At 70.9% G+C, this 25,439-nt stretch carries 28 protein-coding genes; 19 read left to right on the forward strand and 9 right to left on the reverse strand.

Annotation, left to right across the window (positions count from 1 at the left end):
* Positions 1–235 (forward strand): hypothetical protein (locus V6V89_RS26515; protein WP_334622080.1); only part of this gene is annotated, 235 nt, incomplete at its 5' end.
* 119 nt (positions 236–354) lie between these two features.
* Here V6V89_RS26515 and V6V89_RS26520 read toward each other — a convergent pair.
* Positions 355–762, reverse strand: a complete 408-nt coding sequence (locus V6V89_RS26520; protein WP_334622081.1) for a four-helix bundle copper-binding protein — start codon at positions 760–762, stop codon at positions 355–357.
* 346 nt (positions 763–1,108) lie between these two features.
* On the opposite strand from V6V89_RS26520, the gene V6V89_RS26525 reads away from it, so the two are divergent.
* The gene (locus V6V89_RS26525; protein WP_334622082.1) at positions 1,109–2,398 is read left to right on the forward strand and encodes a tetratricopeptide repeat protein; all 1,290 of its coding nucleotides are present in this window, start codon (positions 1,109–1,111) and stop codon (positions 2,396–2,398) included.
* 371 nt (positions 2,399–2,769) lie between these two features.
* Entirely contained in the window at positions 2,770–4,689 is a 1,920-nt protein-coding gene (locus tag V6V89_RS26530; RefSeq protein WP_334622083.1) for an Hsp70 family protein, read from the forward strand.
* Positions 4,690–4,742: 53 nt separating this feature from the next.
* On the opposite strand, the gene V6V89_RS26535 is transcribed toward V6V89_RS26530, so the two are convergent.
* A complete protein-coding gene (locus V6V89_RS26535) occupies positions 4,743–5,183 on the reverse strand; it encodes a hypothetical protein (protein WP_334622084.1) in 441 nt (146 codons plus the stop codon).
* Between the two features lie 131 nt (positions 5,184–5,314).
* A complete protein-coding gene (locus V6V89_RS26540; RefSeq protein WP_334622086.1) occupies positions 5,315–6,055 on the reverse strand; it encodes a phytanoyl-CoA dioxygenase family protein in 741 nt (246 codons plus the stop codon).
* A gap of 98 nt (positions 6,056–6,153) precedes the next feature.
* On the opposite strand from V6V89_RS26540, the gene V6V89_RS26545 reads away from it, so the two are divergent.
* From V6V89_RS26545 to V6V89_RS26590, 10 genes are all read left to right on the forward strand, one after another.
* Positions 6,154–7,005, forward strand: coding sequence for an AraC family transcriptional regulator (locus V6V89_RS26545; protein ID WP_334622087.1), 852 nt, complete (start codon positions 6,154–6,156; stop codon positions 7,003–7,005).
* A 277-nt stretch (positions 7,006–7,282) separates the two neighbouring features.
* Positions 7,283–7,636 carry a VOC family protein gene (locus V6V89_RS26550; protein ID WP_334622088.1) on the forward strand — a complete coding sequence of 118 codons (354 nt, stop codon included), beginning with the start codon at positions 7,283–7,285 and terminating at the stop codon, positions 7,634–7,636.
* A 418-nt stretch (positions 7,637–8,054) separates the two neighbouring features.
* Complete coding sequence (locus V6V89_RS26555; RefSeq protein ID WP_334622089.1) at positions 8,055–9,050, forward strand: RNA polymerase subunit sigma-70; 996 nt, start codon at positions 8,055–8,057, stop codon at positions 9,048–9,050.
* A 147-nt stretch (positions 9,051–9,197) separates the two neighbouring features.
* Positions 9,198–9,461: a dihydrofolate reductase family protein gene (locus tag V6V89_RS26560; protein WP_334622150.1), complete on the forward strand. Its 264-nt coding sequence runs from the start codon at positions 9,198–9,200 to the stop codon at positions 9,459–9,461.
* A 149-nt stretch (positions 9,462–9,610) separates the two neighbouring features.
* On the forward strand, positions 9,611–9,976 hold the full coding sequence (locus tag V6V89_RS26565) for a YciI family protein (RefSeq protein ID WP_334622091.1): 366 nt from the start codon (positions 9,611–9,613) through the stop codon (positions 9,974–9,976).
* Entirely contained in the window at positions 9,973–11,190 is a 1,218-nt protein-coding gene (locus V6V89_RS26570) for an RNA polymerase sigma factor (protein WP_334622092.1), read from the forward strand. Before V6V89_RS26565 ends, V6V89_RS26570 begins: the two co-directional genes overlap by 4 nt.
* A gap of 205 nt (positions 11,191–11,395) precedes the next feature.
* Complete coding sequence (locus tag V6V89_RS26575) at positions 11,396–11,977, forward strand: helix-turn-helix domain-containing protein (protein WP_334622093.1); 582 nt, start codon at positions 11,396–11,398, stop codon at positions 11,975–11,977.
* Positions 11,977–12,348 (forward strand): hypothetical protein, encoded by a 372-nt coding sequence (locus V6V89_RS26580; protein ID WP_334622094.1) that lies wholly within the window; start codon positions 11,977–11,979, stop codon positions 12,346–12,348. Before V6V89_RS26575 ends, V6V89_RS26580 begins: the two co-directional genes overlap by 1 nt.
* On the forward strand, positions 12,345–13,322 hold the full coding sequence (locus tag V6V89_RS26585) for an ABC transporter ATP-binding protein (protein WP_334622095.1): 978 nt from the start codon (positions 12,345–12,347) through the stop codon (positions 13,320–13,322). Before V6V89_RS26580 ends, V6V89_RS26585 begins: the two co-directional genes overlap by 4 nt.
* The gene (locus V6V89_RS26590) at positions 13,319–14,116 is read left to right on the forward strand and encodes an ABC transporter permease (protein WP_334622096.1); all 798 of its coding nucleotides are present in this window, start codon (positions 13,319–13,321) and stop codon (positions 14,114–14,116) included. Before V6V89_RS26585 ends, V6V89_RS26590 begins: the two co-directional genes overlap by 4 nt.
* Positions 14,117–14,220: 104 nt before the next feature.
* Here the strand turns inward: V6V89_RS26590 and nhaA are convergent, their stop codons facing one another.
* Positions 14,221–15,441 carry a Na+/H+ antiporter NhaA gene (nhaA, locus tag V6V89_RS26595; RefSeq protein WP_334622097.1) on the reverse strand — a complete coding sequence of 407 codons (1,221 nt, stop codon included), beginning with the start codon at positions 15,439–15,441 and terminating at the stop codon, positions 14,221–14,223.
* Between the two features lie 337 nt (positions 15,442–15,778).
* Between nhaA and V6V89_RS26600 the strand changes: the two genes are divergently transcribed.
* From V6V89_RS26600 to V6V89_RS26615, 4 genes are read left to right on the forward strand one after another with little or no spacing between them, the layout of a single operon-like run.
* Complete coding sequence (locus V6V89_RS26600) at positions 15,779–16,267, forward strand: VOC family protein (protein ID WP_334622099.1); 489 nt, start codon at positions 15,779–15,781, stop codon at positions 16,265–16,267.
* Complete coding sequence (locus V6V89_RS26605; RefSeq protein ID WP_334622100.1) at positions 16,264–16,605, forward strand: YciI family protein; 342 nt, start codon at positions 16,264–16,266, stop codon at positions 16,603–16,605. Before V6V89_RS26600 ends, V6V89_RS26605 begins: the two co-directional genes overlap by 4 nt.
* Positions 16,606–16,612: 7 nt before the next feature.
* The gene (locus tag V6V89_RS26610) at positions 16,613–17,806 is read left to right on the forward strand and encodes an RNA polymerase sigma factor (protein ID WP_334622101.1); all 1,194 of its coding nucleotides are present in this window, start codon (positions 16,613–16,615) and stop codon (positions 17,804–17,806) included.
* Positions 17,807–17,834: 28 nt separating this feature from the next.
* Positions 17,835–17,981 (forward strand): alpha/beta fold hydrolase, encoded by a 147-nt coding sequence (locus tag V6V89_RS26615; protein WP_334622102.1) that lies wholly within the window; start codon positions 17,835–17,837, stop codon positions 17,979–17,981.
* A gap of 88 nt (positions 17,982–18,069) precedes the next feature.
* On the opposite strand, the gene V6V89_RS26620 is transcribed toward V6V89_RS26615, so the two are convergent.
* Positions 18,070–19,656: an MFS transporter gene (locus V6V89_RS26620; protein ID WP_334622104.1), complete on the reverse strand. Its 1,587-nt coding sequence runs from the start codon at positions 19,654–19,656 to the stop codon at positions 18,070–18,072.
* 173 nt (positions 19,657–19,829) lie between these two features.
* On the opposite strand from V6V89_RS26620, the gene V6V89_RS26625 reads away from it, so the two are divergent.
* Positions 19,830–20,534 carry a TetR/AcrR family transcriptional regulator gene (locus V6V89_RS26625; RefSeq protein WP_334622105.1) on the forward strand — a complete coding sequence of 235 codons (705 nt, stop codon included), beginning with the start codon at positions 19,830–19,832 and terminating at the stop codon, positions 20,532–20,534.
* A gap of 77 nt (positions 20,535–20,611) precedes the next feature.
* Here the strand turns inward: V6V89_RS26625 and V6V89_RS26630 are convergent, their stop codons facing one another.
* Positions 20,612–21,307 (reverse strand): hypothetical protein, encoded by a 696-nt coding sequence (locus V6V89_RS26630; protein WP_334622106.1) that lies wholly within the window; start codon positions 21,305–21,307, stop codon positions 20,612–20,614.
* Positions 21,308–21,624: 317 nt separating this feature from the next.
* Here V6V89_RS26630 and V6V89_RS26635 point away from each other — a divergent pair, with 317 nt between their 5' ends.
* Complete coding sequence (locus tag V6V89_RS26635) at positions 21,625–22,407, forward strand: aminoglycoside phosphotransferase family protein (RefSeq protein ID WP_334622107.1); 783 nt, start codon at positions 21,625–21,627, stop codon at positions 22,405–22,407.
* Between the two features lie 157 nt (positions 22,408–22,564).
* Here V6V89_RS26635 and V6V89_RS26640 read toward each other — a convergent pair whose 3' ends face one another.
* From V6V89_RS26640 to V6V89_RS26650, 3 genes are all read right to left on the reverse strand, one after another.
* Complete coding sequence (locus tag V6V89_RS26640) at positions 22,565–23,650, reverse strand: NAD-dependent epimerase/dehydratase family protein (RefSeq protein WP_334622108.1); 1,086 nt, start codon at positions 23,648–23,650, stop codon at positions 22,565–22,567.
* 154 nt (positions 23,651–23,804) lie between these two features.
* Positions 23,805–24,227: a hypothetical protein gene (locus V6V89_RS26645; protein ID WP_334622109.1), complete on the reverse strand. Its 423-nt coding sequence runs from the start codon at positions 24,225–24,227 to the stop codon at positions 23,805–23,807.
* Between the two features lie 82 nt (positions 24,228–24,309).
* The gene (locus tag V6V89_RS26650; protein WP_334622110.1) at positions 24,310–25,368 is read right to left on the reverse strand and encodes a LysR family transcriptional regulator; all 1,059 of its coding nucleotides are present in this window, start codon (positions 25,366–25,368) and stop codon (positions 24,310–24,312) included.
* Between the last annotated feature and the right edge of the window lie 71 nt (positions 25,369–25,439).

The raw sequence follows: 25,439 nt of genomic DNA on the forward strand, positions 1-25,439 counted from the left end.
CGCAGTGGTGGCAGTGTTGGCGGGTGTCGGCGACGCCACCACCCGACACAGTGACCGCCTGACCCGTCAACCTCAGCGGCCAGGTGTACAACTGTGCAGGTCGATCGGGTCCGGTCGCCCGTCGGCCCACAACGCAGGGCGGATCCGGCAGATGGTGGACCAGCTCGACATCCGTCCACATCGGATCGCCTACGTCCGGCATATGTGGGTGGTGGGGGAGCCGGTGATGGCTTGAGGGGGCGACAGTTGGATCGGCGGCCCGTTTCGGCGGCCCTGGAGTCGCTCAGACCCGCTGTCGATCGCCTTCGCGTCCGACAGCGGGCCGGCACGTGCCGGGATGCCGACCGCCCAGGGTCAGCTCATTGCGGCCAGCAGTTCGCGGCACGCCTGCTCGCATGCCCGGCAGGCATCCGCGCAGATGCGGCAGTGCTCGTGCTCCGCGGCGTGGGAAGCGCACTCGTCGCCGCAGGACTTACACGCCATCGCGCACGCCTCCAGTAGGGTGCGGCTGATGTTGGCGTCGTATCCGGTATGCCGCGACAGCACACGGGCGGTGGTGGCGCAGATGTCCGCGCAGTCCATGTTCGTGCGGATGCACTTGGTCAGCTCAGCCACCATGCCCTCGCTTAGGCAGGCGTCCGCGCAGGCGGTGCAGGCCTCGCTGCACGCGATAAGGGCGTCGATGGTGAACGCCAGCGTGCGGCGGTCAAGGTTGATCTCAGCAGGGTAGGTTTCCAGCATCGGCAACGTGGTGGTGGTCATGTGAACCTCCTCCAATAGCGAACGAACACAGCGATACCGTGCGCGTACCCATACGCCGAATCCGCAAACTCAACGGCCTGTCCGCGCACCGATCCCCGGAGCGCACCCACGGCCGCCCTAGCCGGTGCCCCGCCGCTCGCGAACACACGCTCAACCATCTCGCGCGCCGCCCGCGCCAGCGGGGTGTTGCTGCGGTGCTGGTTACAGCGGTGTCGAACCGGGCTAGGTAATGGAACGGTTCCTGTGACGCGTCGGGCTAGCGGCAGCGAGACGGCCGCCTGTCTTGCCGCGTTGACCTCAATCTCCTCCGGACGGCACTATCCTCTGTGTACAAAGGAGGGCGCCCATGAGCTGGTTCGGTGACGATGATGCCGCTTCGCAGATGCTGGCCACGGCGGTCGCTTCCGCCCGCAATGGGGACCCCCGACTCGCCGTCCACGTCTGCCAACAGATCCTGGCCGACCCCGGGACGGATCTCGGGCAACGGTTCCAGGAGGTCGACCGGCTACGCGAGGCAGTGGCAACCAACACCCTCGCCTGGCTGCTGCTCGGATCGTTCCAGGTTGACTTCGCCATCGACACCGGCGTCGATCTCGACCGGGTACGGGGCTGGCTACTGCCGATGCGGCAGCGGGCGGACGAGCACCTCCGCGCGCGGCCGGCAGAACTGGAGGTACACGAGCTGCGGTCGGTGATCCTCGTACACCTGGGTGACGTCGCGGCCCGTACCGGTGGGGTCTTAGCGGGCAGGGACTTCTATCTGGAGGCGTTAGAGGGAGCCCAGGTGCTGGCAGCCGCGCACCCTTCGGAGCCACGCTGGCAGCGCCGCCTGGGCCTGGTGCACACCAAGATCGGCAACCTGGCCGCAGAGAGGGGCGAGTTGGAGGAGGCGACCGCCGCCTATCGTGAGAGCCTGCGCCTGGCTAAGGCGATGGTCGCGACGGTTCCCGAGATCGCATTGGACGACGTCGCGATCTCCCACGGCAAGCTCGCCCAAATGGCGTCCCGGCTCGGCGACCGCGACACGGCGCGAGAGCACCTGGAGGCAGCCCGGGAGGCGGCCGAGCGACGGGTCGGACTTGTGCCCGGCGATCCGGATGCCCTGCGGTCGCTGTCCATCGTGCTGGAGCGCATCGGGGACCTGGCCCTCGAGACCGATGACCTGGAGACGGCCCGAATCGCCTACCACGACAACTTCAGGATCGTAGAGAGCCTGGTGCGTGCAGACCCCGGCCACTCCGGATGGCAGTACGACCTGGCCGTCTGCCACCAGCGGCTGGGCATGCTGGCCATGGCCGCCGGCGACCTCGCGGCCGCGCGGAAGGAGCACGCGGCGAGCGTGGCCGTCGGTGAACGTCTGGCCGCAGCTCTCCCCGATGAGCTGATGTTGGTTGCGCATCTGGCCGCCGGCTACGCGAACCTGAGCTCGGTAGCGGCACAGCGGGCCGATTACGCCGAGGCCGCCGAACTGCTCGGGCGCGAGGCCGCCGTCCTGGCCGACCTGATGGGACGGGACCCCGGCAACCCCCGCTGGCCCGCCCGCCTGGAGGAGAACCGCCAGGAGCGGGCGGAACTGGACACGGCGCCTGCTTCCCGCCCGCCCTCCCGATGGCCATTCGGCCGCCGCAGAAATTGACAACCCGCCGCGCTTGTCCTCGAGGAATGCAGATGGGCTGATTTCGGGAGCGTCCGGCCTGGTTGTTCGGGTCCCATGTGGAGGCGGTGATGTCGGTGTTGGTGTCGCCGTGGCCGCCTATCGTGGGGTGGGTGGCGGCTGGGTTCCGGTTGGGGATCGACTTTGGCACGTCCAACACGGTCGCTGTGCTGGCGTGGCCGGATGGGCGGGTGCGGCCGCTGCTCTTTGATGGCTCGCCGCTCTTGCCCTCTGGTGTGTGCGCGGAAAGTGGGGCCGGGTTGTCGACGGGCCGTGATGCGCGGCACGCAGCGCGGAGCCGACCGGAGTGTTTCGAACCGGCGCCGAAGCGGCTTGTCGGGGTATCGGAGTCGGTGCTTCTGGGTGGGATCGAGGTGCCGGTGGTGGACGTGGTCGCTGCCGTGTTGAGTCGGGTCCGTGAGGAGGCTGAACGGGTCGCTGGCGTGCCGGTGGACACCGCGGTGCTTTCCTGCCCCGCAGGATGGGGGAATGCCCGCCGTCGCGTACTTTCGGCTGCGGCGGCGCGGGCAGGGCTGGATGTGGGCCATGTGGTGCCAGAGCCGGTGGCGGCTGCCGGCTACTTCGTCGGCCTGCGACGCGTACGGCTGGCGGTGGGTACCAGCGCGGTGGTGTACGACTTTGGCGGCGGCACCTTCGACGCCGCGGTGGTCCGCCGCACGCGGGCCGGGTTCGAGGTGCTGGCGATCGACGGGCTGGCCGATGCCGGCGGCGCGGACATCGACGCGGCGGTGGTCGCCGGGCTCGGTGGGGCGCTGACTACGCGAGACGAGACTTTGTGGCGGCGGCTCACCGTACCGGGGACATCGGCCGACCGGCGGGCTGCCTGGCAGCTGTGGGACGACGTGCGCACGGCCAAAGAGATGCTATCCCGGGTGCCGCACACGGTGGTACACGTACCGCTGTTGGACGACGATCTGCCGTTGGGACGGGAGGAGCTGGAGCGGCTCGCGACCCCGATTGTGGCCCGTACGGTAGTCGCCACCCGAGCAGCTGTCGCGGCGGCCGGGGTGCCGGCGGGTGCGCTGGCGGCGGTGTTTCTGGTCGGCGGCGCCAGCCGACTGCCGCTCGCCGCGACGCTGCTGCACCGGGAGTTCGGAATCGCGCCGACCGTCGTCGAACAGCCGGAGCTCGTCGTCGCCGAAGGCGTGCTCGGCGCACCGCCCGCCTCGCCGGCGAGCCCGCCACCCCAGCAGTCGCGGCCACGGGTACTCGCGGAGTCGCCGCCGGGCGGCTCCGCCGCCCGGCGGCGTTGGCGCGTCCCGGTAACCGCGACGGTGGCGTTGCTTGTGCTCGCCGCGGCCGTCGAGGCTACGCCGCGGCTACTGTCGGCCCTGCGCGACGATGACTCAAACGAGTCCACCGTGGTCTCGCAGTACGTGCTTGAGACCGGGGGAAGAACAGTACTGGACTTGGACTTCAGCCCAGACGGACGGCTGCTGGCCGTCAACGACGGCGACGAGACGGTGCAGATCTGGGACGTCGCTAGCCGAAGGCAGATGGGCAACTCGCACCCCGCTCAGGTCGGTGTGATCAGCGCGGTGGCCTTTGCCGGCAACGGGCGGCTAGCAACCGCTGGCGACAAGGGCCAGGTGCGGATCTGGAACGTGGCCGACCGCACCGAGTCCGGGCAACCGATGGCCATCGACCGGACCGTCGGATCGGTGGCGTCCAACGAACGGTTGCTGGCCGCCGCGGCCGGTGATCAGGTCCGTATGTGGGATCTGACGACCGGAGACGAGACCGGTCACCTGGCGGCCGAGGGCGGGAATGGTGTGCTGTCTGTGGAGTTCAGCGCGGACGGCACCGCGATCGCGGCCGCTGGCTTCGACGGGTTATGGCTGTGGAACTTGGCCGCAGGGCGCCGGCAGGTCATCGCCGACCACAGTGGGCCCGCGTATTCGCTCGCGTTCAGCCCGGACGGCCGTACCCTGGTCACGGGCCGCCACGACGGTGGTGCCACCCTGTGGGACACCGGCACTGGTCGGCGCATGGCCATCCTCGAAGACGCCGAAGCCACCGAGGTGCCTGTCGTCGACTTCAGCGCGGACGGCGAGCATGTGGTCACGGCCGGCTTCGGCCCTGTCGCCAGTACGTTCCCCGTGCGGATCTGGGAAGCCACGGCCCCGAACGCCGTGGTGGAAACCCTTTCGATCAACTTCCAGCCACGCGCGGTTCGCTACAGTCCGGACGGCCGGTACCTTGCCGTCGCCGGAACCAACGTGATCCTATTCGAACTCGCCGGCGACAGGTAACAGCCGGAAACCCAGGTGACCGACTCGCGGACAGCGGTGGTCGGTCCGGAAGTTCACTGCGCGTGATCAACCGCGTTCCGGTGCGCTGACTCGCCGGCAGCGGTGCCGCGGTCGGTCTGGCTGTGTATCAAGACCGGACAGTCCCGGGGTGGCGTTTCGGCCGGTCCGACGGAAGCCGGCCGGTCTCGCCACCGATGATGACTCACTGCGCGAGGTCCGGCCGGCCGGCCGTCACCAGAGCAGCGGGCCTTCTTCGCTGAAGAATCCGGCAGCAGAGCCGCGAAGGGGCCGTCGGGGTCGCTGGTGAGGGTCAGCGACGCGGCGTGGCTGCTGGCGTTGACGATGCGCGGCGCTGGTGAGCGTCGAAGTAGCGGCAGCATGGCGTTGGTCACGGCGATGACGCCGAAGACGTTGGTCTCGAACCGTTCCTCGACCTGTCGTGCGGCCGCCTGGATGGTGGTCGGGTCGGTGACGCCCAGGGCGACCGTGTGCACGTCGCCGCCCACCGCGCGCAGCGCTGCCGCGGCCTGCTCGCCGCGCTGTGGTCTCTGGCGCCGATCAGGACCGTCATGCCCATTGCGGCGAGTTGCTCGGCGGCCCCGCGGCCGAACTCCTTTGTGGAGGGTCATGACACGCCGAAGGGTGGGAAGTCGCTGTCTGGCAGCCGCTGCCCGATGGTGAGGTTGAGAGGGTCGGTCACCACGTGCCGCGGGGCGCCGAGGTAGGTCAGGTCAGCGTCCACGTAGATGACGACGTGTGCGATCCGAGGGTCGTCGGTGAGGTTCGGTGTCGCGGTGTGGGCCAGGTACGCGTTGTGGAAGGTGCAGTCGCCGGCGCGGAGCGGCACGGTGACCCGCTCCTGCCACGCGAGTTCGGGCGCGAGCCGAAACAGGTCTGTGCTGTCGGTCAGATCCTGCGGGCGCAACCCACGCAGCCCGTGCGACCCGGGGATGAACGTCATGCAGCCGCGCTCGACCGGTACGTCGACCAGCGCCACCCAGGCCGACAGGGCGTGCCGGGAGTTGCCGTGCGGCCAGTACGGCTGGTCCTGGTGGAACTCGGTGGCCGCGCCGTTGTGTGGCGGCTTGATGAGCAGTTGGTCGTGCCACAGGCGCAGCGGGATGCCGGCCAGGCGCCCAGCGATGGCTGCCAGGTCCGGGCTCAGGGTCAGCTCCCGCAACGTGTCGTCCTGCCGCCACACCTGTAGCAGCTGAGTGAAGGTCGCCGCCTCGTGGTGGTCCGCGATCCGGTCCTGCGCGGCTGTCGCCGCCGCGCGGAACCGCTCGGCGTCCGCCGGCGAGATGACCTTAGGGACATGGACAAAACCATCACGCCTGTACGCCTCGACGAGGTCTTCGCTAATCATGCTGCGCTCCCAACTTGGCATAGTGTCTGGTGACACGCTGGCATGCAGGCGACGCGCGGTGCTAGGACAGTCGGGCGCACTGGTAGCACAATCTTCGCATGCACCGAGTACAGCGGGCCGAGGTCTTCGCCACCGTCGCCGTGGCCGCTGAGCGGTTCGACCGGCTGCCGGCGACGGCGGCGCACAGCCACGACTTCATCGAGCTGGCCGTGGTGACCCGCGGCACGGCCACCCATCGCGCGGCGAGCGGGGTCCGGCGCCTGCGACGCGGGTCGGTGATCCTGCTGCGTCCTGGCGACTGGCATGGCTATGAGGACTGCCGAGGGCTGTCGGTCAGCAATCTCTATGTGGCACCGGAGGTGTTCCGGCGGGAGCTGGCCTGGACCCGCGAGGAGCCGCAACTCGGCCGCCTGGGCTGGCTGGGCGCCGCCGGCTCACCGGACGGACAGCCCTGGCAGCTTCCGGCCGGCACGCTGGCGATGGTAGAGAACGCCATGCCCGAGATGGCCGGCAACGCCCCTGGCCCCGGGTACGCCATGCGACTCGGCCTGCTGCTGTGCGTGCTCGGCGCGGTCACCGACGTCGATCGCGACCGGGAGGTCCCGCCGGCACACCGCGCTCATCCGGCCGTGCTCGCGGCCACCCGGCTACTGGAGGAGGACGTCGCAGCACAGTGGACGCTGAGCGCCCTCGCCGGCGCGGTCCACGTTTCCGCGGCACACCTGGCGCGGCAGTTCACCGCCCAACTGGGCGCGCCACCCATCGCGTACCTGGGCCGGCTGCGCGCCGAACGCGCCGCGGCCCTGCTCATCGAGACGGACCTGCCCGTGGCGGCGATCGGTCGGCTGGTCGGCTGGCTGGACCCGAACTACGCAAGCCGGCGGTTCCGCCAGCATTTCGGGCACAGCCCCGCGGCGTACCGCCGGCGATTCCGCCTCGCCGCCACGTAGACCAGCGCTTTTGCCGCCCATGGCACGGGCCGGCGTGCTGTCTCCTCGGCCGGACTCGACCGGCTGAAGCAGGCGGTGGAGTTGGCTGGCCCCACTTCCTGGCCCGGCTCACCGCCGCGGCGTCCGGCCACGACCCCGGCCCCGACCCCGTTCGCGTCCACCACCGCGCAACTCCGCTTAACCGGCGGCCGCCGGACCGATGAGTTCGCCGGCCGGCCGGGATCAATCAGGGTGTCGCGGGCGGCGAGTGCCCGCCTCTATGGAGAGGATCTTGTAAGTGTCTGCACACTTTGTCTGGTTCGACGTGACCGCCGACGACGCCGACCGGGCGCGCGAGTTCTACACCAGCCTGTTCGGCTGGAGCGCCGGGGACGGGGCCGGGGGATATTCGACGTGGTTCAGCGACGGCGGGCAGCCCTGGGCCGGCGTCGCACCGGCCGAGCGAGCGGTCCCGGCCGGCCGGTGGGTGCCGTACGTGGTTGTCGACGACCTGGACGCGGCGACCAAGCGCGCCGTCGCGCTCGGCGCCACGGTCGTCGCCGAGGCCACGCAGGGGCCGGGCGGCACCTCGGTGACCATCACCGACCCGGCCGGCGCCCACCTGGCGCTGTTCGTACCCCGATCGAGCTGACAATCGCCCGCTGCCGGGCCCCGTCGACGCGACGGTGGACCCGGCGGCGCGGCGGCCACAGCGCCGGCGGCGCCGTCGTGCGCGAACGTGAGCCGGGTGCGGCCAACCGCGGCCTTGAGCCGGGCCGGTGTGTCCAGAGCGATGATCTCACCGTGATCGATGATCGCGAGCTGGTCGGACAGTTCGTCGGCCTCTTCCAGGTACTGGGTGGTGAGAAAGACGGTCACGCCCTGCTCGCGCAGGTGGCGGATGTGCGCCCACAGCGCCCGTGTCGCTGCGAGTGGCCGCCGTGCGGTGGGGCAGGCCCCACCGCACGGCGACCAGACGCATCGGTCCGGACGACGCAGAGGTGTCAATCCTGTCGCGTGGATGGGGGCGGCCTCGCGAGCGTGTCACACCACGGAATTACGGTGGGCCGGTGAGCATCACGGGCAAGCTCGAACCCGGCCTCGACGTCAACCGGCTGTTGGCTGACGCCCGCGCCGGCGACGGCGACGCGTTCCAGGCCCTGGTCGTCCCGCACCTGCGGGCGATGCATCTGCACTGCTACCGGATGTTGGGCTCCTACGCCGATGCGGAGGAGGCGGTGCAGGAGGCGACCGTGCGGGCCTGGCGCGGGCTCGGTGGTTACCAGGGCACCAGCCCGCTGCGGCACTGGCTGTATCGGATCGCGACCACCACCTGCCTCAAGATGATCAACCGCCGTGGTAGGGATCCACTCGCTTCCGCGGCCGGGGTGGCGTGGTTGCAGCCGTACCCGGACGCGCTGCTGGACCGGCTGAGCGATGCCGACACCGACCCGGCGGCGGTGGTCGAGCGGCGGGAAAGCGTCGCGCTGGCGTTCGTGGCGGCGTTGCAGCTGCTGCCGGCGACCCAGCGGGCCGCGCTGATCCTGCGTGAGGTGCTGAGCTGGCCGGCGCGGGAGGTCGCCGACCTGCTCGACACCACCGTGCCGGCGGTGAATAGCGCCCTGCAGCGCGCCCGGGCCACCCTCGCCAGCGCACCCGCCCTCGACACCGGGCCCCGTCCGCTGAGCCCACATGAGCAGCGGGTGCTGGACGGGTTTCTGCGCGCCTGGCACGCCTGCGACATCCCAGCACTCGCGGCGCTGCTGCGCGACGACGTCACGCTGACGATGCCGCCGCAGGCCATCCAGATCGTCGGCCGCGACGCGGTCGCCGGGTTCTTCGCCACCGTGCCGGCAAACGGGCGACTCGATCGCATCCGGCTGGTCGTGACCCGGGCCAACGGGCACCCCGCCTTGGCGGCGTACCTTCCCGACGGCGGCGATTGGGAGTGCCGCGGTTACGGGATCATGGTGTTGACGCTCGCCGGCGACCAGGTGGCGACCATCGTCGGCTTCCCGGACGCCGACCTCTTCCCGCTGTTCGAACTGCCCGCCACCGCACCCTGAACGGGCCGGCCGCCATACCTTCGCAAGGAGTACTGCCAGTGAGTTCGCTGATCTACACCATGCACATCAGCGCGGACGGGTACATGGCTGACCGGTTCGGCGAGATGTGGCCCCACGGTCGACGACCCGGTCCCGGGCGTTCAGGTCATCCGCGAGAACCCGGCTGCGCGTGTCGCCGAGATTGTGGCCAGCGCCGGCGGTGATGTACTGCTCCTTGCTGGACCGCGCCTGACCGGCGAACTTCTCGCCCACGGCCTCGTGGACGAGATGCTCTTCATCGTCGGCCCGGTCCTGTTGGGCGCGGGGAGACCCGTTATCCCGGACATCGGCCGGGAGATCGAGCTGCGCCTGCTCGATGCCGGCACGTATCCGCAGGGCACCCTCATCACCAGGTACGCGATCGATCGCTGATGGCCGGGGCGTCGACAACACCGGCGGTGTTTGGACGCGCCGCTGGCGGGACCGCGAAAAAATCTTGGTTGTGCGTGTCGGGTATCAGGGTGGCGGCTCCGACCTAGGGTCGGTGCCCGCGCGGTGGGCGCCGGGACGAAGGGACAGCCATGAAGTACATGATCATGATGTTTGGTGGGTTGGGCGCGTCGCTGGCGGAGCGGAGCCCGGATTGGATCTCTCAGATGCAGGCCACGCTGATGACAATGGACGGCGAGCTGCGCGCGTCTGGCGAGGTGGTGGACAGCAAGCACCTGATGGACCCGACGCAGGCGACCACGGTCCGGTTCACCGGCGGCGCGCCGGCGCCCACCGACGGGCCGTTCGCGGAGATCAAGGAATCCTTGGCCGGATACTGGATCGTCGAGACGACGAGGGAACGGGCGCTGGAGATCGCCTCGCAGGTCGTCGCCGTCACGCAGTATCCGATGGAGGTGCGGGGAATCATGGACGAGTCGGTGCCGCCGGAGCGATGACGGCCATGCCGGCGCTGGGGGACCTGCTGCGCGATCTGGCGCCGCAGGTCCTTGGCGCGCTGAGCCGCCGGCACGGGCAGTTCGACGCCTGCGAGGACGCGGTACAGGAGGCGCTGCTGGCCGCCATCAGGCGGTGGCCGACCGGCGGGGTCCCGGAGCAGCCTCGCGCCTGGCTGCACACGGTCGCGACCCGGGCGTTGGTCGACGGCTGGCGCGCCGACAGCGCCCGCCGGCGCAGGGAGGCACAGGTCGCCCTCGACCCGGCCGACCGTGCCCCGGTCGCGGACGACGACGCGCTGGTGCTGCTGTTCCTGTGCTGCCACCCCGTGCTGTCGCCACCCTCGCAGCTGGCGCTCACGCTGCGGGCGGTCGGCGGGTTGACCACCGCCGAGGTCGCCGCCGCGTTCCTGGTCCCGGAAGACACGATGTCGCAGCGCATCCGCCGGGCCAAGCAGCGCATCCGCGACGCCGGGGCACGGTTCACGATGCCGCCGCCAGCCGAGCGGGTCGGGCGGCTCGCCGTGGTGCTGCACGTGCTCTACCTGATCTTCAACGAGGGCTACACCGCCAGCGCCGGGCCGAGCCTGCACCGCACGGACCTGACCGCCGAGGCGATCCGGCTCTCCCGGCTGCTACACCGCCTGCTGCCCGGTGAGCCCGAGGTCGCCGGGCTGCTCGCGCTCATGCTGCTCACCCACGCCCGCCGCGCCGCCCGCGCCGCCGGCGACGGGTCGATTGTGCCGCTCGCCGACCAGGATCGCAGCCGCTGGGATCACACCGCGATCGCCGACGGCCAGGCCCTGCTGACCCGCACCCTCGGCACCGGCCCGATCGGCCCGTACCAGATCCAGGCCGCCATCGCCGCACTCCACGACGAAGCGACCACCGCCGAGCAGACCGACTGGCCGCAGATCCTGGCCCTCTACAGCCTGCTGGCCGAGGTCAACCCAGGGCCGGTCGTGACGCTCAGCCGCGCGGTCGCCCTGGCCATGGTCCACGGCCCTACGGCTGGCCTGGCACTGCTGGGCACCCTCGGCGCTGACGAGCGGATGGCCCACACCCACCGCTTGGAGGCGGTCCGCGCCCACCTGCTCGAACTGTCCGGCGACCTGCCCGCTGCCCGCGACGGCTATCTGCGGGCCGCCCGGATGACGGCCAGCCTGCCCGAGCAGCGCTACCTCACCCGCCGTGCCGCCCAGCTCCGGGGCAGCTGACTGACGCGGGCGCGGCCTTCAACGCCCGCCAGATCGCCCCGGTATCGCGGCCCTCGGGCACAGTCGGCCTTCGGTGGCGTCGATGTCGCCGCGGGAGATCTGTTCGATGCGATGCGCTTCCGGTCCATTCGTGACAGCCAGCCACGACGCCGACCAGACTTCCCAGTGGGTTGCTATCATTCTCGATAGTGATAACGTAACGGTCATGGAGATGTCGAGGCAGCGTTGGGCCGACCTGGCGCTGCATCCGGTCCGGATCCGGATCCTGCGGGCGGTCGCGGGCGCCCAGCTGACCACGCACGGCCTGGTCGAGCTGCTGCCCGACGTTCCGCAGGCCACGCTGTACCGGCACCTGGCGACGCTGGTCAAGGCCGGGCTGCTGGACGTGATCGAGGAGCGCAAGATTCGCGGCGCTGTCGAGCGGGTCTACGCGCTGCCCGCGCACGGCGCGACGCTGGACGCCTCCGCGCTGGCCACGGCCACGCCGGAGGAGCACGCCCGCTACTTCACGGCGTTCGTGTCCAGCCTGCTGTCGGAGTTCTCCCGCTACCTGGCCCGGGACCGGGTCGACTTCGTCGCCGACGGTGCCGGCTACCACCAGCTCGTGCTGCACCTGACTGACGCCGAGCTGGGCCAGTTCGCCGCCGATCTCAACGCGTTGGTCGGTCCGCTGCTGGCCAACGAGCCGGGTGGCGGGCGGATACCCCGGCTGCTGGCCACGATCCTGATGCCCGCCGACCAGCCGACCACCACGAGCGACAACACACAACTGAAAGGGGATGGGTGATGGCATCGATCACCGTTGCCGGCGATGTGATCGACATCGGGTTCACCGGATGGGAGCGGCTCTGGATCGGACGGGTGCGACTGGCGCTGCCGGTCACCGCCGTGCGGCACGTGGAGTGCGTCGACCACCCGCTGCGCCTGGCCCGCGGCGCCCGCCGCGGATACGTCGTGTCCGGTGTGGCCAAGGTCGGTGTCTGGGGTCTGTTCGGCGGTCCCCGGCAGCTCGTCGCGGCCCGCCGCGATACTCCCGGGCTGCGTCTGGTCCTGGACCGGGCGGCGGCCGGCGGCGAGTTCGACGAGATCGTGCTCTCCGACCCGGCCGCGGCCGGTGTCGCGGAGGCGATCGGTCGCGCGATGGCTGCACGCGCGTGAGCGGCGATCGGCTGGCGATCGAGGTCTCGCACCTGACGAAGCGGTACGGCGAGGTCACCGCCGTCCGTGATCTGAGCTTCACCGTCGAACCCGGTGTGGTCACCGGTTTTCTCGGCCCGAACGGTGCCGGCAAGACCACCACCATGCGGATGCTGACCGGTCTCGTGACGCCCACCAGCGGCACGGCCACGATCGGCGGCAAGCCGTACGGTCGGCTGGCCCGGCCCTCGCGCGCCGTCGGCGCGGTGTTCGACGCCAACGCCTTCCATCCCGGGCATACTGCCCGCGACCACCTGCGCGTATACGCCGCGATGGGTGGCTACCCGGACAGCCGGGTCACCGACCTGCTCGACCTGCTCGGCCTCACCGGCGCTGCCGACCGGCGCACCCGAGGGTTCTCCACCGGCATGCGGCAACGGCTCAACCTCGCGACCGCGCTGCTCGGCGACCCCCGCGTGCTGCTTCTCGACGAACCCAGCAACGGCCTCGACCCGGAAGGCATGGCATGGCTGCGCGATCTGCTGCGCCGGCTGGCCGGCGAGGGCCGCACCGTCCTGGTCTCCAGCCACGCGCTCAGCGAGGTCCAGCAACTCGCGGACGACGTCGTGGTGATCCGGCACGGTGAGCTCGTCGCCGCCGGGCCGTGGTCGCGGCTCGCCGGTCCGCCGGCCGTGCTGGTCACCTCACCCGACGCCGAAACTCTCGCTACCACCCTCGCGGCGGCCGGTGGCGACGCCGCGCCGCGCGTCGAGGCCGTCGGACCCGACCGGTTGCGGGTCCACGGGATGGACGCCCCAAAACTCGCCGACCTCGCCGCCGCGCACCGCCTGCGCGTGCACGGGCTGGTCACCGAGGGCGCCAGCCTCGAAGAACTCTTTCTTCACCTGACCACCGACAAGCTGACCACCGACAAGCTGACCACCGACAAGCTGACCACCGACATGCTGACCACCGAGAAAGCGGCCACCCCATGAACCTCCTGATCAGAGCGGAGTTCCGCAGGCTGCTGGCCACCCGGATGTGGGGCGGTCTGCTCCTGGCCGCCGCGCTGCTCGGCGGCGGCATGATCGGCGCCATGGCGCTGGCCGGCCCGGAAAACTTCGACCCCCCCATGCCGGGGCTGGACACCGAGACCGGCGTCCGCTCGGTCCTCGGCATCCTCGGCTACACCGCGTTCGTCCCGGCTGCGGTCGGCACCCTAGCGGTCACATCCGAGTACCGGCACCGCACCGCCGCCGTCACCTTTCTGTTCGCGCCGCGCCGCGGGCGGGTACTGGCGGCCAAGCTCATCACTTACGCGGTCGTCGGCCTGGCGTACGGACTGATCCTCGCCGTCACCGCCGCCGGCGCCTTGTTTGCCGTCACCGCCGCCCGCGGCGTAACGCTCGGCCTGCCGACCGGCACCGTGCTCGCGCTGCTCGCCCGCATCGGCGTCGCCATGCTCGTGTATCTGCTCATCGGCGTCGGCTTGGGCGCCCTCATCCGCAATCAGGTCGCGGCCCTCTGCGTCGTGGTCGGCTACCTCTACCTGGGCGAGACCGTGCTGTTGATGATCCCCGGGGTCAACACGCTTTACCCGGTCCTGCCCGGCGGTGCCACCGCCGCCCTCACCGACTTCACCTACCTCGCGGACGCTATGTCCGAACAACTCGGCAGCACGACCGTCCACCTACTACCGCCCGCCCTTGGCGCATTACTGCTCGCCGCTTACGCCGTGACAGCCTCCGCCATCGCCGTCTTCGTACCCTTGCGCCGCGACATCACCTGACCGCGGTGTCTATGCCTGGTGGCCGGTGCGGCGGGAGGTAAGGAGCTCACGCCCCCTGCAGGGCCGAGTCGGCTCGTGCAACGCCTCAGGGTGCGTGGTTGCCGTCAGATGGTGGTGTGCTGGTGGTTGCGGCGGCGTAGCAGGAGTATCGCGAGGAGCGCGGCGGTCAGGGAGGCGGCCAGCACGGCGGTGGCGGCGTGGGACTGGGCGTCCGGGTCGGGCAGGGCGAGGTTGGTGACCAGCAGGCTGACGGTGTAGCCGATGCCGCCCAGCACCGCGACCGGCAGCACGTCGGCCCAGCCGACGCCGTCCGGCAGTGAACCGATCCGGGTCCGGACAGCCAGCCACGCGCCGCCGAGGATGCCGACGCTCTTGCCGACCAGGAGCCCGGCGACCACGCCATGGGCGACCGGGTCGGTGACCGCCTGCGAGATAGAGCCGAGTGGGATACCGGCTGCGGCGAGGGCGAACAATGGCACCACGATGCCGGCCGACAGTGGGTGCAGGCGCCGCTCAAGGCGCTCGCCGGGGGACTCGGACTCGCCTCGCGCGGGCCGCACCGGGGTGAGCAGGCCCAAAGCGATGCCGGCGACGGTGGCATGCACGCCGCTGGCGTGCAGGCAGACCCAGACGGCGACGGCGACCGGAACCAGCAGCCAGCCCGGCCAGCGGTGGCGCTGCGCCCACCAGTAGACGACGCACAGCGCGGCTGCGCCAGCCAGCCAGGCCAGGCTCAGATGGTGGGTGAACAGCACCGCGATCAGTGTGATCGCGCCGAGGTCGTCGATTACCGCCATCGACAGCAGCAGCACCCGCACCCCGGACGGCAGCGCGGAACCGGCCAGGGCCAGCACACCGAGGGCGAAGGCGATGTCGGTGGCGACAGGGATCGCCCACGCCCCGCCGTCGGCCGCCGCCCCGCGGGATGCCGCCAGCGCGATTGCGGCGGGCAGGACCATGCCGCCGGCCGCGGCGGCCAAGGGCAGGGCCGCGGCCCGCCACCCGGCCAGTTCGCCGACCGTCAGCTCCCGTTTGACCTCCAGGCCAGCGACGAAGAAGAAGATCGCCAGCAGCCCGTCGGCGACCCAACCGGCCAGCGTCAGGTCCAGATGCAGCCACGCCGGTCCGATCGCCACGCCGGTCTGCCACACCGCCCGGTAGGAGCCGCCGGCCAGGTTCGCCCACACCAGGGCCGCGGCGGTAGCGGCCAACAGCAGCTTCCCACCGGTGGTCTCCTGGCGCAGGTACTCGGTCAACGCGTCAAACCGGCCGGTGACTCCACGCGTGGCGGCACGGTGGAACCGCAGAAGGGGGACACGAGGCATCAGGGGGAGCCTTTCGGATCGGCGCAGCACAAAAGGGCCGCCGACCCGACTTCCCGGCACACCTGAACGACCGCAAGGTTACATGGCCGGCGGCAGCCGTCTCAGCTCCTGAGAGTCGGCAATCGCAGCGCACGGCGCGGGTTTCAGCGGGCGTCCAGTGCCGCAGCGACGAGGGCGAAGGCACGGTCGGTCAGCTTCGCCGGATCCTCGACACCGTCGCTGTCGCTCCACCGCTGCAACACGGTATCGAAGACGGCCAGCGCCGATGGTTGTCCGATCGCCCGGTGCGCCGATCGTCTGACTGGTAGAAGGCATCTGAGCGAGGAGGAAGATCAAGATGATAGGCGCAGCCAAGCCGAACCCGATTCCGGAAACTTACCGCCGGATCACGCCCTGCCTGGTGGTGAGGGGTGCGGCGAAGGCTCTGGAGTTTTACGCGCAGGTGTTCGGCGCCACCGAGCGGATGCGGTTCCCTGGCCCCGGCGGGACCATCGGGCATGCGGAGATCGTGGTCGGGGACTCGGTGGTCATCGTCGAGGACGAGGACCCGCAGCGGGGCACGACAGCGCCGCCGGCTGGTGGCTTGCCCGGCAGCCCGGTGTTCCAGTTCATCTACGTCGAGGACGTCGACGCCGTGGTGGATCGGGCGGTCGAGGCGGGCGCGACGTTGCTGCGCGCGCCGCAGGATCAGTTCTACGGTGACCGGGACGGGTACATCGTGGACCCGTTCGGGCACGGCTGGGTCGTCGCGTCGCACGTGGAGGACCTGAGCCCCGAAGAGATGGGGCAGCGGCTCGCCGCAATGTACGGGGAGGGCGAACGATGAAGTACGTGCTGCTGTTCGTCGAGACTGAGCAGTTCGCCGCCGACCTGGAGGCGATGGGCCCGACCGAGCGCGAACGGGCCTACGCGCGGGTGGGGGAGTGGATGGCCACCCACCGCGACAAGATCCGCGGTGGGCACAAGTTGCAGGGTCCGGAGGCCGCTACCACGGTACGGCTCGACCGGGGAGAGCCGGTCGTCATGGACGGGCCTTTCGTGGAGGGCAAGGAGGTGGTCAGCGGGTACACCGAGATCGAGGTCGCCGACCTGGACGAGGCGCTGCGCATGGTCGCCACCTGGCCGGGATGCCCGATTGTCGAGATCCGTCCGTTGGAGTCCTGAAGGTCCGGTGGCTCAGACGTCGCACGCCGAGCTGGCCCGCGTGGTGCGAGAGCACGCGGGCCGGCTAGCCACCGCGTTGATGCACCTGACCGGAGACTTCGCCGCAGCCGAAGACCTGGTCCAGGACGCCGTGCTGGCGGCTCTGCACCACTGGCCGAGCGAAGGCATCCCGGACCGGCCCGACGCCTGGCTGTTCACCGTCGCCCGCCGCCGGGGGCTGGACGTGCTGCGCCGGCAGGAAACCTACCGCGACAAACTCGCTCAACTGCGGTGGCCGGTCCAACCCGACCCGGACGAGCAGCTTCGGCTGATCTTCACCTGCTGCCACCCGGCGCTGCCCCGACCGGCGCAGATCGCGCTCACCCTGCGCGTGGTGTGCGGGCTGACCACCGCCCAGATCGCCCGCGCGTTCCTGGTGCACGAGAGCGCGGTCGCCAGGCGGATCACCCGCGCCAAACGGAAGATCACCGACGCCGGCATCCCGTACCGGATTCCCAGCGACGACGAACTCGGCGCCCGGCTCGCCCAGGTCCTCACGGTCATCTACCTGCTATTCAACGAGGGGTACCTGTCCACCGCAGAACAGGCCCAGTCCCGCGACCTCGTCGACGACGCCGAATGGCTGGCCGGCCTGCTGCACAAGCTCATGCCCACCGAGCCGGAGGTCATGGGCCTGCTGGCTCTGATCATGCTGCACCGCGCCCGCGCCGACGCCCGCTTCGACGCCGACGGCGCCCTGGTCCGCCTGCAGGACCAGGACCGGTCCCGGTGGGACCGGCGCGCCATCGCCGACGCTTCGCGGCTGCTGATCCGCGCCGGCCTGCTCCAGCGGCCCGGCCCGTACCAGCTCCAGGCCGCGATCGTCGCCTGCCACGCGGAGGCCGAACGCTGGCAGGACACCGACTGGGAACAGATCCTGCTGCTGTACGACATGCTGCTGCACCTGGAACCCTCGCCGGTGACCCGGCTGCACCGGGCCGTCGCCCTGCGCTACGTCCACGGGCCGAAGGACGCCATGGACGAACTCGACACGCTCGCCGGCGACCTGGACGGCTACCACCTGTACCACGCCACCCGCGCGGAACTGCTCCGTCAGCTCGGCCAGCCCGAGCGAGCCCGCGCCGCCGACGTGCGCGCACTGGAGCTGACCGCCAACCCGGCCGAACAAGCCGTACTCCAGCAACGCCTCACCTGGGCTTGACGCTGTCTGGCTGGGCGCGCAATGGCCGGTGTCCGGCGGGCACGTGCTGGCCCGGCTCCGGGAGCGGCTGCCAGGCGCCGGGTTCGCGGTGTTCGACGACGTCGGTCACTACCCGCAGATGGAAGCGCCCGAACGGGTCAGCCCGGCCATCGCCGGCCTGCTCGGCGGTCGCTAGGCATCCTGCGGGCCGCGAACCGGCATGGTCGACTCACGCGCCTGGACCGAGGGGGTCGTGCGGCGGCGATCGTGCTGGCGGACGGCGTTCAGGCCGGGTCGCGCGGGGGGCGACGGGTCAGCAGCGTGCCGAACGTCCAGACGATGTCGATCACCAGGATGATGGCCCACACCCTGGTGGCGCCGTACACGAGCTGGGCGAGGGTGCCGAAGTCGCGGTTGGTGCCGTTGAGCACCAACATCGCGTCGCCGGTGAATAGGTGGCGGATCCAGGACAGGTCCAGGAAGGCGAGGACGACCTGCGCGCCGATGTACAGGCCAACGTGTTCGGCCAGGTCGACGAGGCGCTTGCGCGGAGGGGTCTGCTTCGGCGGCGTGGCCGGCGCCGGGGCGGTCTTCAGGGCGGGCTCACTGGGCGGCTCAGGGGCGGACTGGGGGAGACTCGGCTGAGGGCCGTGGCGGGGTGCCGGCTCGGTCGGGGCGGGTGGCGGGAACTCGGTGACACCGAGGCGGCGCACCGCACGGGGTACGACGACCGCGCCGGCCAGCAGCATCGCGGCCGTGGCGAGGCAGGCCGCGGCCCAGCTCGCGTGGTCGTACACCACTCCGGCCGCCGCGGTGCCGACGAGCGCGCCGACCAGGCTGGCCGACTCGTACACGCCCATGCCGCGCCCTACTTTGTCGCCGGAGGCCTCGGCGACGACGGCCTGTTGGATGGGCATCACGGCCGCCCAGGCGAGGCCGCTCAGGATCCACAGCGCGGCGATGGTGTAAGGGTTCGGTACCCAGGCGAGCCCGACGACGAAGGCGGTGCTGGACAACGAGGCCGCGGCGAGGACGCGGGTGCGGCCATACCGGACGGTGTACCGGTGCAGGTACGGCGCGGCCGCGCTCATCGCGATGGCGCCGGGCAGGAACACCAGGGCGACCTCCATGACCTCCAGGCCGAACTCGCGCTGCAGGTGCAGCATGAGCAGTAGTCCGACGGCGGCCTCCGCCATCATGGTCATCGCGACCGCGAACAGCATGGGCCGCAGGCGGCGCCCCACCGCACCGAGCCCCGCTACGGCGTGTCCCTCGGCGTCCGGCACGCCGTACTGCCGCCGGGGTGCGATCCACAGGAGCGCGGCGGCCAGTACACAGGCGGCGGCGCAGGCGAGGAACACCGCGCGGAAACCGAGTGGTCCGATCAACGACATGCCGGCGATGAAGGCGATCCACGAACCGGTCTCCTGCGAGCTGAACAGTCGTGGGAAGACGGCGGAATCCTGGGCCAGCCGTTCGCTGACGATGGCCCGGACACTGACCCATAGCAAGGCCCCACCGGCACCGCCGATGGCCGCGGCGGTGTACGCGATAAGTGGGGTGCCGCCCACGGCGTAGCCAAGGCAGCTCACCGCGTAGAGAAGGGCGCCGACGGCGGCGATGTGGCGCCGCTCCCGGCGGTCCGCGAGGACGCCGGCGATCGGCCGGACGATGACGGAGACGGCCATCTCCACGGCCAGCAGCGCGCCGATGGCGGAACCGCTCATGCCGAGCGACGCGCCGGCCCACAACGGCAGGACGAAGTCGATCAGTTCGTTGGGGCCGTTGGTAAGGGCGGCGGCGAGCAGGGTGCGCTCCTCGCGGCGGCGGCCTGCCCGTGTCGTGGTCGCCGCCGGCTCCGGGTTGGTCATCGTCTCCCCTCCAACTCCGAACGACGTTCGAATAATACCGAACGGCGTTTGGAGTTCCAGCCGAGCGGACGTACGGTGAGGCCGTGGACACCGCGGACGTTCAGGAACGGGCTCTGCGCCTGCTCTGGTCGAACGACGGGCGACCGGCTCGCGGACCGCGACGTGGATTGACCGTGGATGCGATCGTGGCCGCGGCGCTCGAGCTCGTCTCGACCCAGGGCCTGGCCGCGCTGTCCATGCGCCAGGTCGCGACCAAGCTCGACGTGGGCACCGCCTCGCTGTACACGTACCTGCCCGGCAAGGCGGAGCTGGCCGCCCTCATGCTCGACGCGGTCATGGCCGACGCGCCGCTGCCGCACGAACTGCCCGGCGACTGGCGGGCCAAGCTGGCGGCCTGGGCCCGCGACGACTGGGCGGCGTACCGCGACCATCCGTGGGTCCTCGAGCTGGCTGCCGTGGGGGCGGCGCCCGGCCCGCACATGCTTCGCTGGCTCGACTCCGCCATCCAGGCCCTAGACGGCACCGGGCTCAGCGACACGGAACGGCTCGCCGTGATCGAGTCCGTGGACGGCTACGTCCGAGGCCTGGCCACGCTGCACCACAGGAGCGGCGGCGACGCGAGCCCTGCCGAGGTCGAGCGGCGCGGAGCCGCCCTGGGCGAGCTGGTCGACTTCGACCGCTACCCGGCCCTGCAGCGGGCCCTGCGCGCCGGCGCGAAACCGTACGCCGCGGACCAGTTCGAGTTCGGCCTGGAGCGCCTGCTCGACGGGGTCGCCGTCCTCATCCGCGGCCGACGATCGGGCCGCCGCCAGCGAAACGATGCAGACGGGTCAGGCACGCTACGGGAACGCGGCACAACGAGCGGCGACCCGCCGTAGAGAGATGCGCCGTCGCGTTCGGGATGCGCTCCGACCAGCCGGCGCCGATCACTCCAGTTCGGACGGTGGAATCCCGGTCAAGCGCTGGCCTTGCGGGCGTCGGCCGCCGCGAGCCCGGCGCGCATCGCCTTCCGCGCCTCCGGGTCCCACGGCCCGGAGACGGCCAGGGGAATCTCGGTCATGAATCGTCGCTCGTCTTGCGGGATCCGCGCGACGACGAGGTCGGGCTCCGTGGCCGCGGTCGCGTAGAGGTTGGGGCCGTCGGCGTAGAACAGGTCGGTGACGACGAGTCGTCCGTCCGCTGCGCGCATGACGTTGGTCGGGTTGGTGTCCAGCGGTCCGCACCAGGGCAGCTCTTGGCGGGCGCGTTCGTGGACACGGCGCACGACATCGACAAGATCGGCAACCTCCGGGGCCTGCGTGGCGATCGCGCGGTGAAAGGCGATGGCATCGTCCTTGGGGACGGGGCGGAGCCACTCCAGCACCTGCAGGTCGCCGCCGCCGGCCAGACGGCGGTGCGCGAACAGTTGTGGGACCTGCCGGGTGTACGCGGCCTCCCGGTACAGCGCCCCGTTGTACGGGCCGGTCGGGTCGAACGGGCTGATCCGCGCGGCCGCCGTGCCGTCTGGCGAGCGGAGCGCGATCGCCCAGTCGCCGGCGCCACATCGGGTCCACCCCGCCGCGAGAAGCGCCCGCTCCGCGTCCCGGTGATCGGCCTGCCGACCCAGCGGGCCGAGCACCTCGCGGGATGGATCTGCCTCCGCCGAATTCATGGCACCGAGGGTAGGCGACCGTCGCTGACCGCGAGCGACCAGTTCGGCAGCCGCACCGCCGGTGAGGACTACGGCCGGCTGCGCCAGGGGTTGGCGGAGCGGCCGCTGGAGTACTTCCGCCGCTTCGAGGCGGAGTCCCGCCGAGGTAGCTACAGCGGGAAGGTCGCCCAGCACTTCGACGAGATGGGCAAGCGCGACTTCGACGTCAGCGGCTTGCGCAGCCGCCCACACGTCTGCCTACGGAACCGACCTCGCGCGGTTCGCGCGGTACTGGAAATTCGGTATCGGGGTCGGTCAAAGCCCCGTACACACTAGGTATGAGCGAGGTGACCCTGTCCGGCGGTCACACGACCGGCGCCGTGTTGATCGATGGCGTCGTCCACAAGCCGGCCTCGCCCTGGACGTCGACGGTGCACGCGCTGCTGCGGCACCTGCAGGACGCCGGTATCGACGGTGCTCCCCGGGCGCTTGGCTTCGACGATCAGGGCCGCGAGATGATCACCTACCTGCCCGGCGATACGGTCGGTGACCGGACGCCCTGGCCTGAATGGGTGCACGCGGACTCGACCCTGGTCCAGGTCGGCCGATGGCTGCGGCAGGTCCATGATGCGACGCTGAGCTTCGTGCCGCCGGCGGATGCGAGGTGGTTCATCAGCGGCACAACGGAACCAGGGTTGATCGTGGGCCACCAAGACGCGGCGCCATACAACGCGGTAATGGACGGTGACCGGCTCGTCGGTTTCTGCGACTGGGACATCGCGAGCCCGTCGTCGCGGGAGTTCGATCTAGCGCTCTCGGCGCTGTGGTGGGTGCCGCTCTGCCCGCCGGGCGCGGTCGCGTACCTGGGCTTCCGCGATTTCGACGACCGAGCTCGCCGCCTTCACCTCCTGCTCGACGCCTACGGGTACGAGGCCGACCGGCAACGGTTCGGCGAGGTGATCATCCAGCGTGCCCGGCGGCAGGCCACCGCGATCCGTCATATGGCCGATAGCGGAGATCCGGCCGGGATCAGGGTGTTGTTCGTCGCGGATTACCTTGAGTTGGCCGCCTCTGACGTCGAGGCGCTGCCAAACGAGTTCTGGACACACTCGCGGTTCTAGGGCCTGTGTCGGCGTGAGCTGGTGTCCGACGATGGGCGAGCGTGGAGCCGCTGCCGTAAGCGAGCCGGTCAGAGTCTGCATCAGCCGTACCACGCCCTGCTGGACCGGGCCGGCTCACTGCCGGCGGAAGACCCGCAGGTCACCGGAGGAGCGGCGATCAGTACGGGTCGCCGTGGCCGGGCAGCCGGCCCGTCAACATCGCGGTCAGGCGCGCCGTCGCCGATGGGCGCGGCCGCAGTGCCGCGGTCGGAGCGCCGGCGCTGTCCGCCATGCCGGCCATGAGTTCCAGGAGCGCCTCCCGGGCGCCGATGCGCGGCCGCCAGCCCAGTTCGCGGGCGGCGCGTGCGGTGTCCAGCAGCGGACACGAGGTCGCGAGGTCGATCCAGCCGGGCTCGACCGGCTGGAGGCGAGCGCGCCAGCTCAGCGACGCGCCAATCCGGAGCAGAGCCGGGGGTACCGGCACCGCGCGCCCGTGCAGCAGTGGCCCGAGCGACGCCGCGTCCAGTACTGGGTCGGCTGCGATGTTGAACGGGCCCCGCACGTCGGACAGCGCCGCGCGCAGGTACGCCCGCGCCACGTCGTCGGCGTGGACGGCTTGTACCCGCAACGCCGGGCCGCCGGGCAGCAGCGGCACCCGGCGATATCGAAGCAGGGTGAGCGGTGCCAGGGGCCCGACGAAGAAACGCGCGATCTCGGACGCGGCGGCGCGCTGGAATGTCAGGGCGGGTCGCAGCCGCACCACCCGCAAGGTGGGATGCTCCTGCTCTACCCGGTCCAGCAGCGCCTCCACCTCAGCCTTGTCCCGGCTGTACGTCGATGTGGGGACGCCGGTAACCGGCCACTCCTCGCCCACCGGGCGATCCTTCGGCCCCGGCGCGTAGGCGCCGACCGACGACGCGACCACCAACGCCGGCACCGCGGCCCGTACCGCGGCCTCAGCGACGTGGCCGGTGCCGGTTACATTCGTACGGCGCAGCCGCTGCCGGTCGTGGCTGGGCTGGATCTGCCACGCCAGGTGGATGACGGCCGCCGCCCCGGCGAACGCATCGACGAGAGCGTTGACCGACGCCGGCTCGCCCACGTCGACCGCCACCCAGTCCACCCGGTCATAGGGCGCCCCCGCCGACGGGAGCGGCACTCGCCGGGCCACACCGATCACCGCCTCCACGCCCGGCTCGACACCCAACCGGCGCAACACCGCGGTGCCAACGTTGCCGGACGCGCCCACGACGACAATCCGCATTCCACCGGAGTACCCCGGAACCGCGGTTCATGCACACGTCAGGTCAGTGCGGTTCGCGGTACCCGCACACCTCCCGCGCCAGGCTCCGGATGAGGCCGGCGGCTTGCGCGGGCTCCTGGCACTGCTCGGATCTGGCGAAGACCTCCGCCACGGGTCATCGCGCGACCGGGTCTCGACCGAGGCCTCCCACGACGAACTCGGGCGAACCGGTCCGGCTGCTCCTGGGCGGATCGAGCGACCCGTCAGCCTCTCTCCCCTCGGAGTGGGGCGCGAGGGTGTGGTCATCTGTCGGCTCGTGCCGGCGCTGGGATCCGCGGGCCCAGGCGGAAAGGCTGACGGCGGCGACGACGCCGCCCAGCGCGAGCTTGAAACCGATCTTGCCGAGTGCGAGATATCCGAGTACCTGGCTGACGACCCCCGCCCACCAGCTGCCATCTTCGAAGCGCTGGCGGTCGGTCGAGTGCTCCCAGTCCCGAAACCACCATCCGAGTACGACCAGGGCCAGCGAGCAGAGGCCGGCGACCACCGCCGCGATGATCAACGTGCGGCGAGAACGTGATTCAGCTTCATCGGCCACGGCAACGACGGTACCGGAGCGCACGGCTCCCGCGAAGTTTGTCGCCTGCGGCCTCGCTGGTCCCTTGTGGACAATTGTGCGGTCACGCCGATCTGGGCCGGGCATCCGGGTCATCGTTCAGATCGGCTTCCCCCTGGCCGCGGCGCTGGACCGGATGCGGGCCGCCGCCCCCTGTGAGCAGGTGCCGGTCTGCGGGACACAGCCAGGAGTTGTCCGGAGCGTCGAGCCAGCGCTCGGCTTCGCTGAGCTGGTCGATGGCTTGGTTGAGAGCGTGGAGTCCGGGGTGGCGGAGTTCGGAGCGGTGCGTCATCGTCCACGGATAAAGGGGGACGGGATCGACCAGCGGCCGGATGGTGACGCCCGGAACTGGCGGGGTCTGCATCATGGTCAGGATCGGCCAGCCGGTGGTGCGTAGATGGTGGGCCGTCTCGTGCGGGCCGGCGGCGGCCACCGCGGCGGCGCCTGGGTGGTGGTCGGGGGCGGCGTGCCCGCCGAACTCGCGGACGAGGTGGCTGCCAAGGTCGACCCATTCCGGCGCCTCCGGGTTGCCGGCGCTGGTGTCGATTGTCAGCCCTTGGATCGCGGTGGTCGCCACGGCGGCGTGCCGGGCGAGCGGATGTTCAGCGAGCAGCAACAGCCCGAGCGGTTCCAGGCGCACTAGGCGGCGGGTGAGATCGTCGGGCATTGCGGTGGGTCCACCGTTGATCCGGCCGAACGCGACATCGAGGCGGTGACCGACCAACTCCCGCAGAGCCGCACCGAAACCACCGTGGTAACGCCCTTCCAACGCGGTGTTCGGGTCCAGCGAGCGGGCCAGGGAGAGGATCAGCATCGGCGTGGACTGGTCACGGACCACGTCGACGAGTAGCGGCCGGTTGACTGCCCGGACCAGTTCGGGCAGCCGGTCGTGTAGGGCGATGAACTCTATGGCCTGCGGGAGGAGCCGGTTGCCTTCCGGAGTCAGGGTCACCCGGCGGGTGGACCGCTCGAACAGTCGTACCCCGAGTTGCTGCTCCAGCCGGGCGATGTCGCGGCTGAGTGCCTGCTGAGCGACGAACATCCGCGACGCCGCCCGGCCGAAGTGAAGCTCCTCAGCCACGGCGACGAAGTGCCGTAGCAGCCGAGCGCTGAGATCCTGCATGGCGGCGTCGCCCCCGTGATTGACAACGTGCGGGTAGTCAATGGTACTGAACAGGTGTTGGACGCCAGCGT

The organism is Micromonospora sp. CPCC 206061, assembly GCF_036906915.1.
Taxonomy (GTDB): Bacteria; Actinomycetota; Actinomycetes; order Mycobacteriales; family Micromonosporaceae; genus Phytohabitans.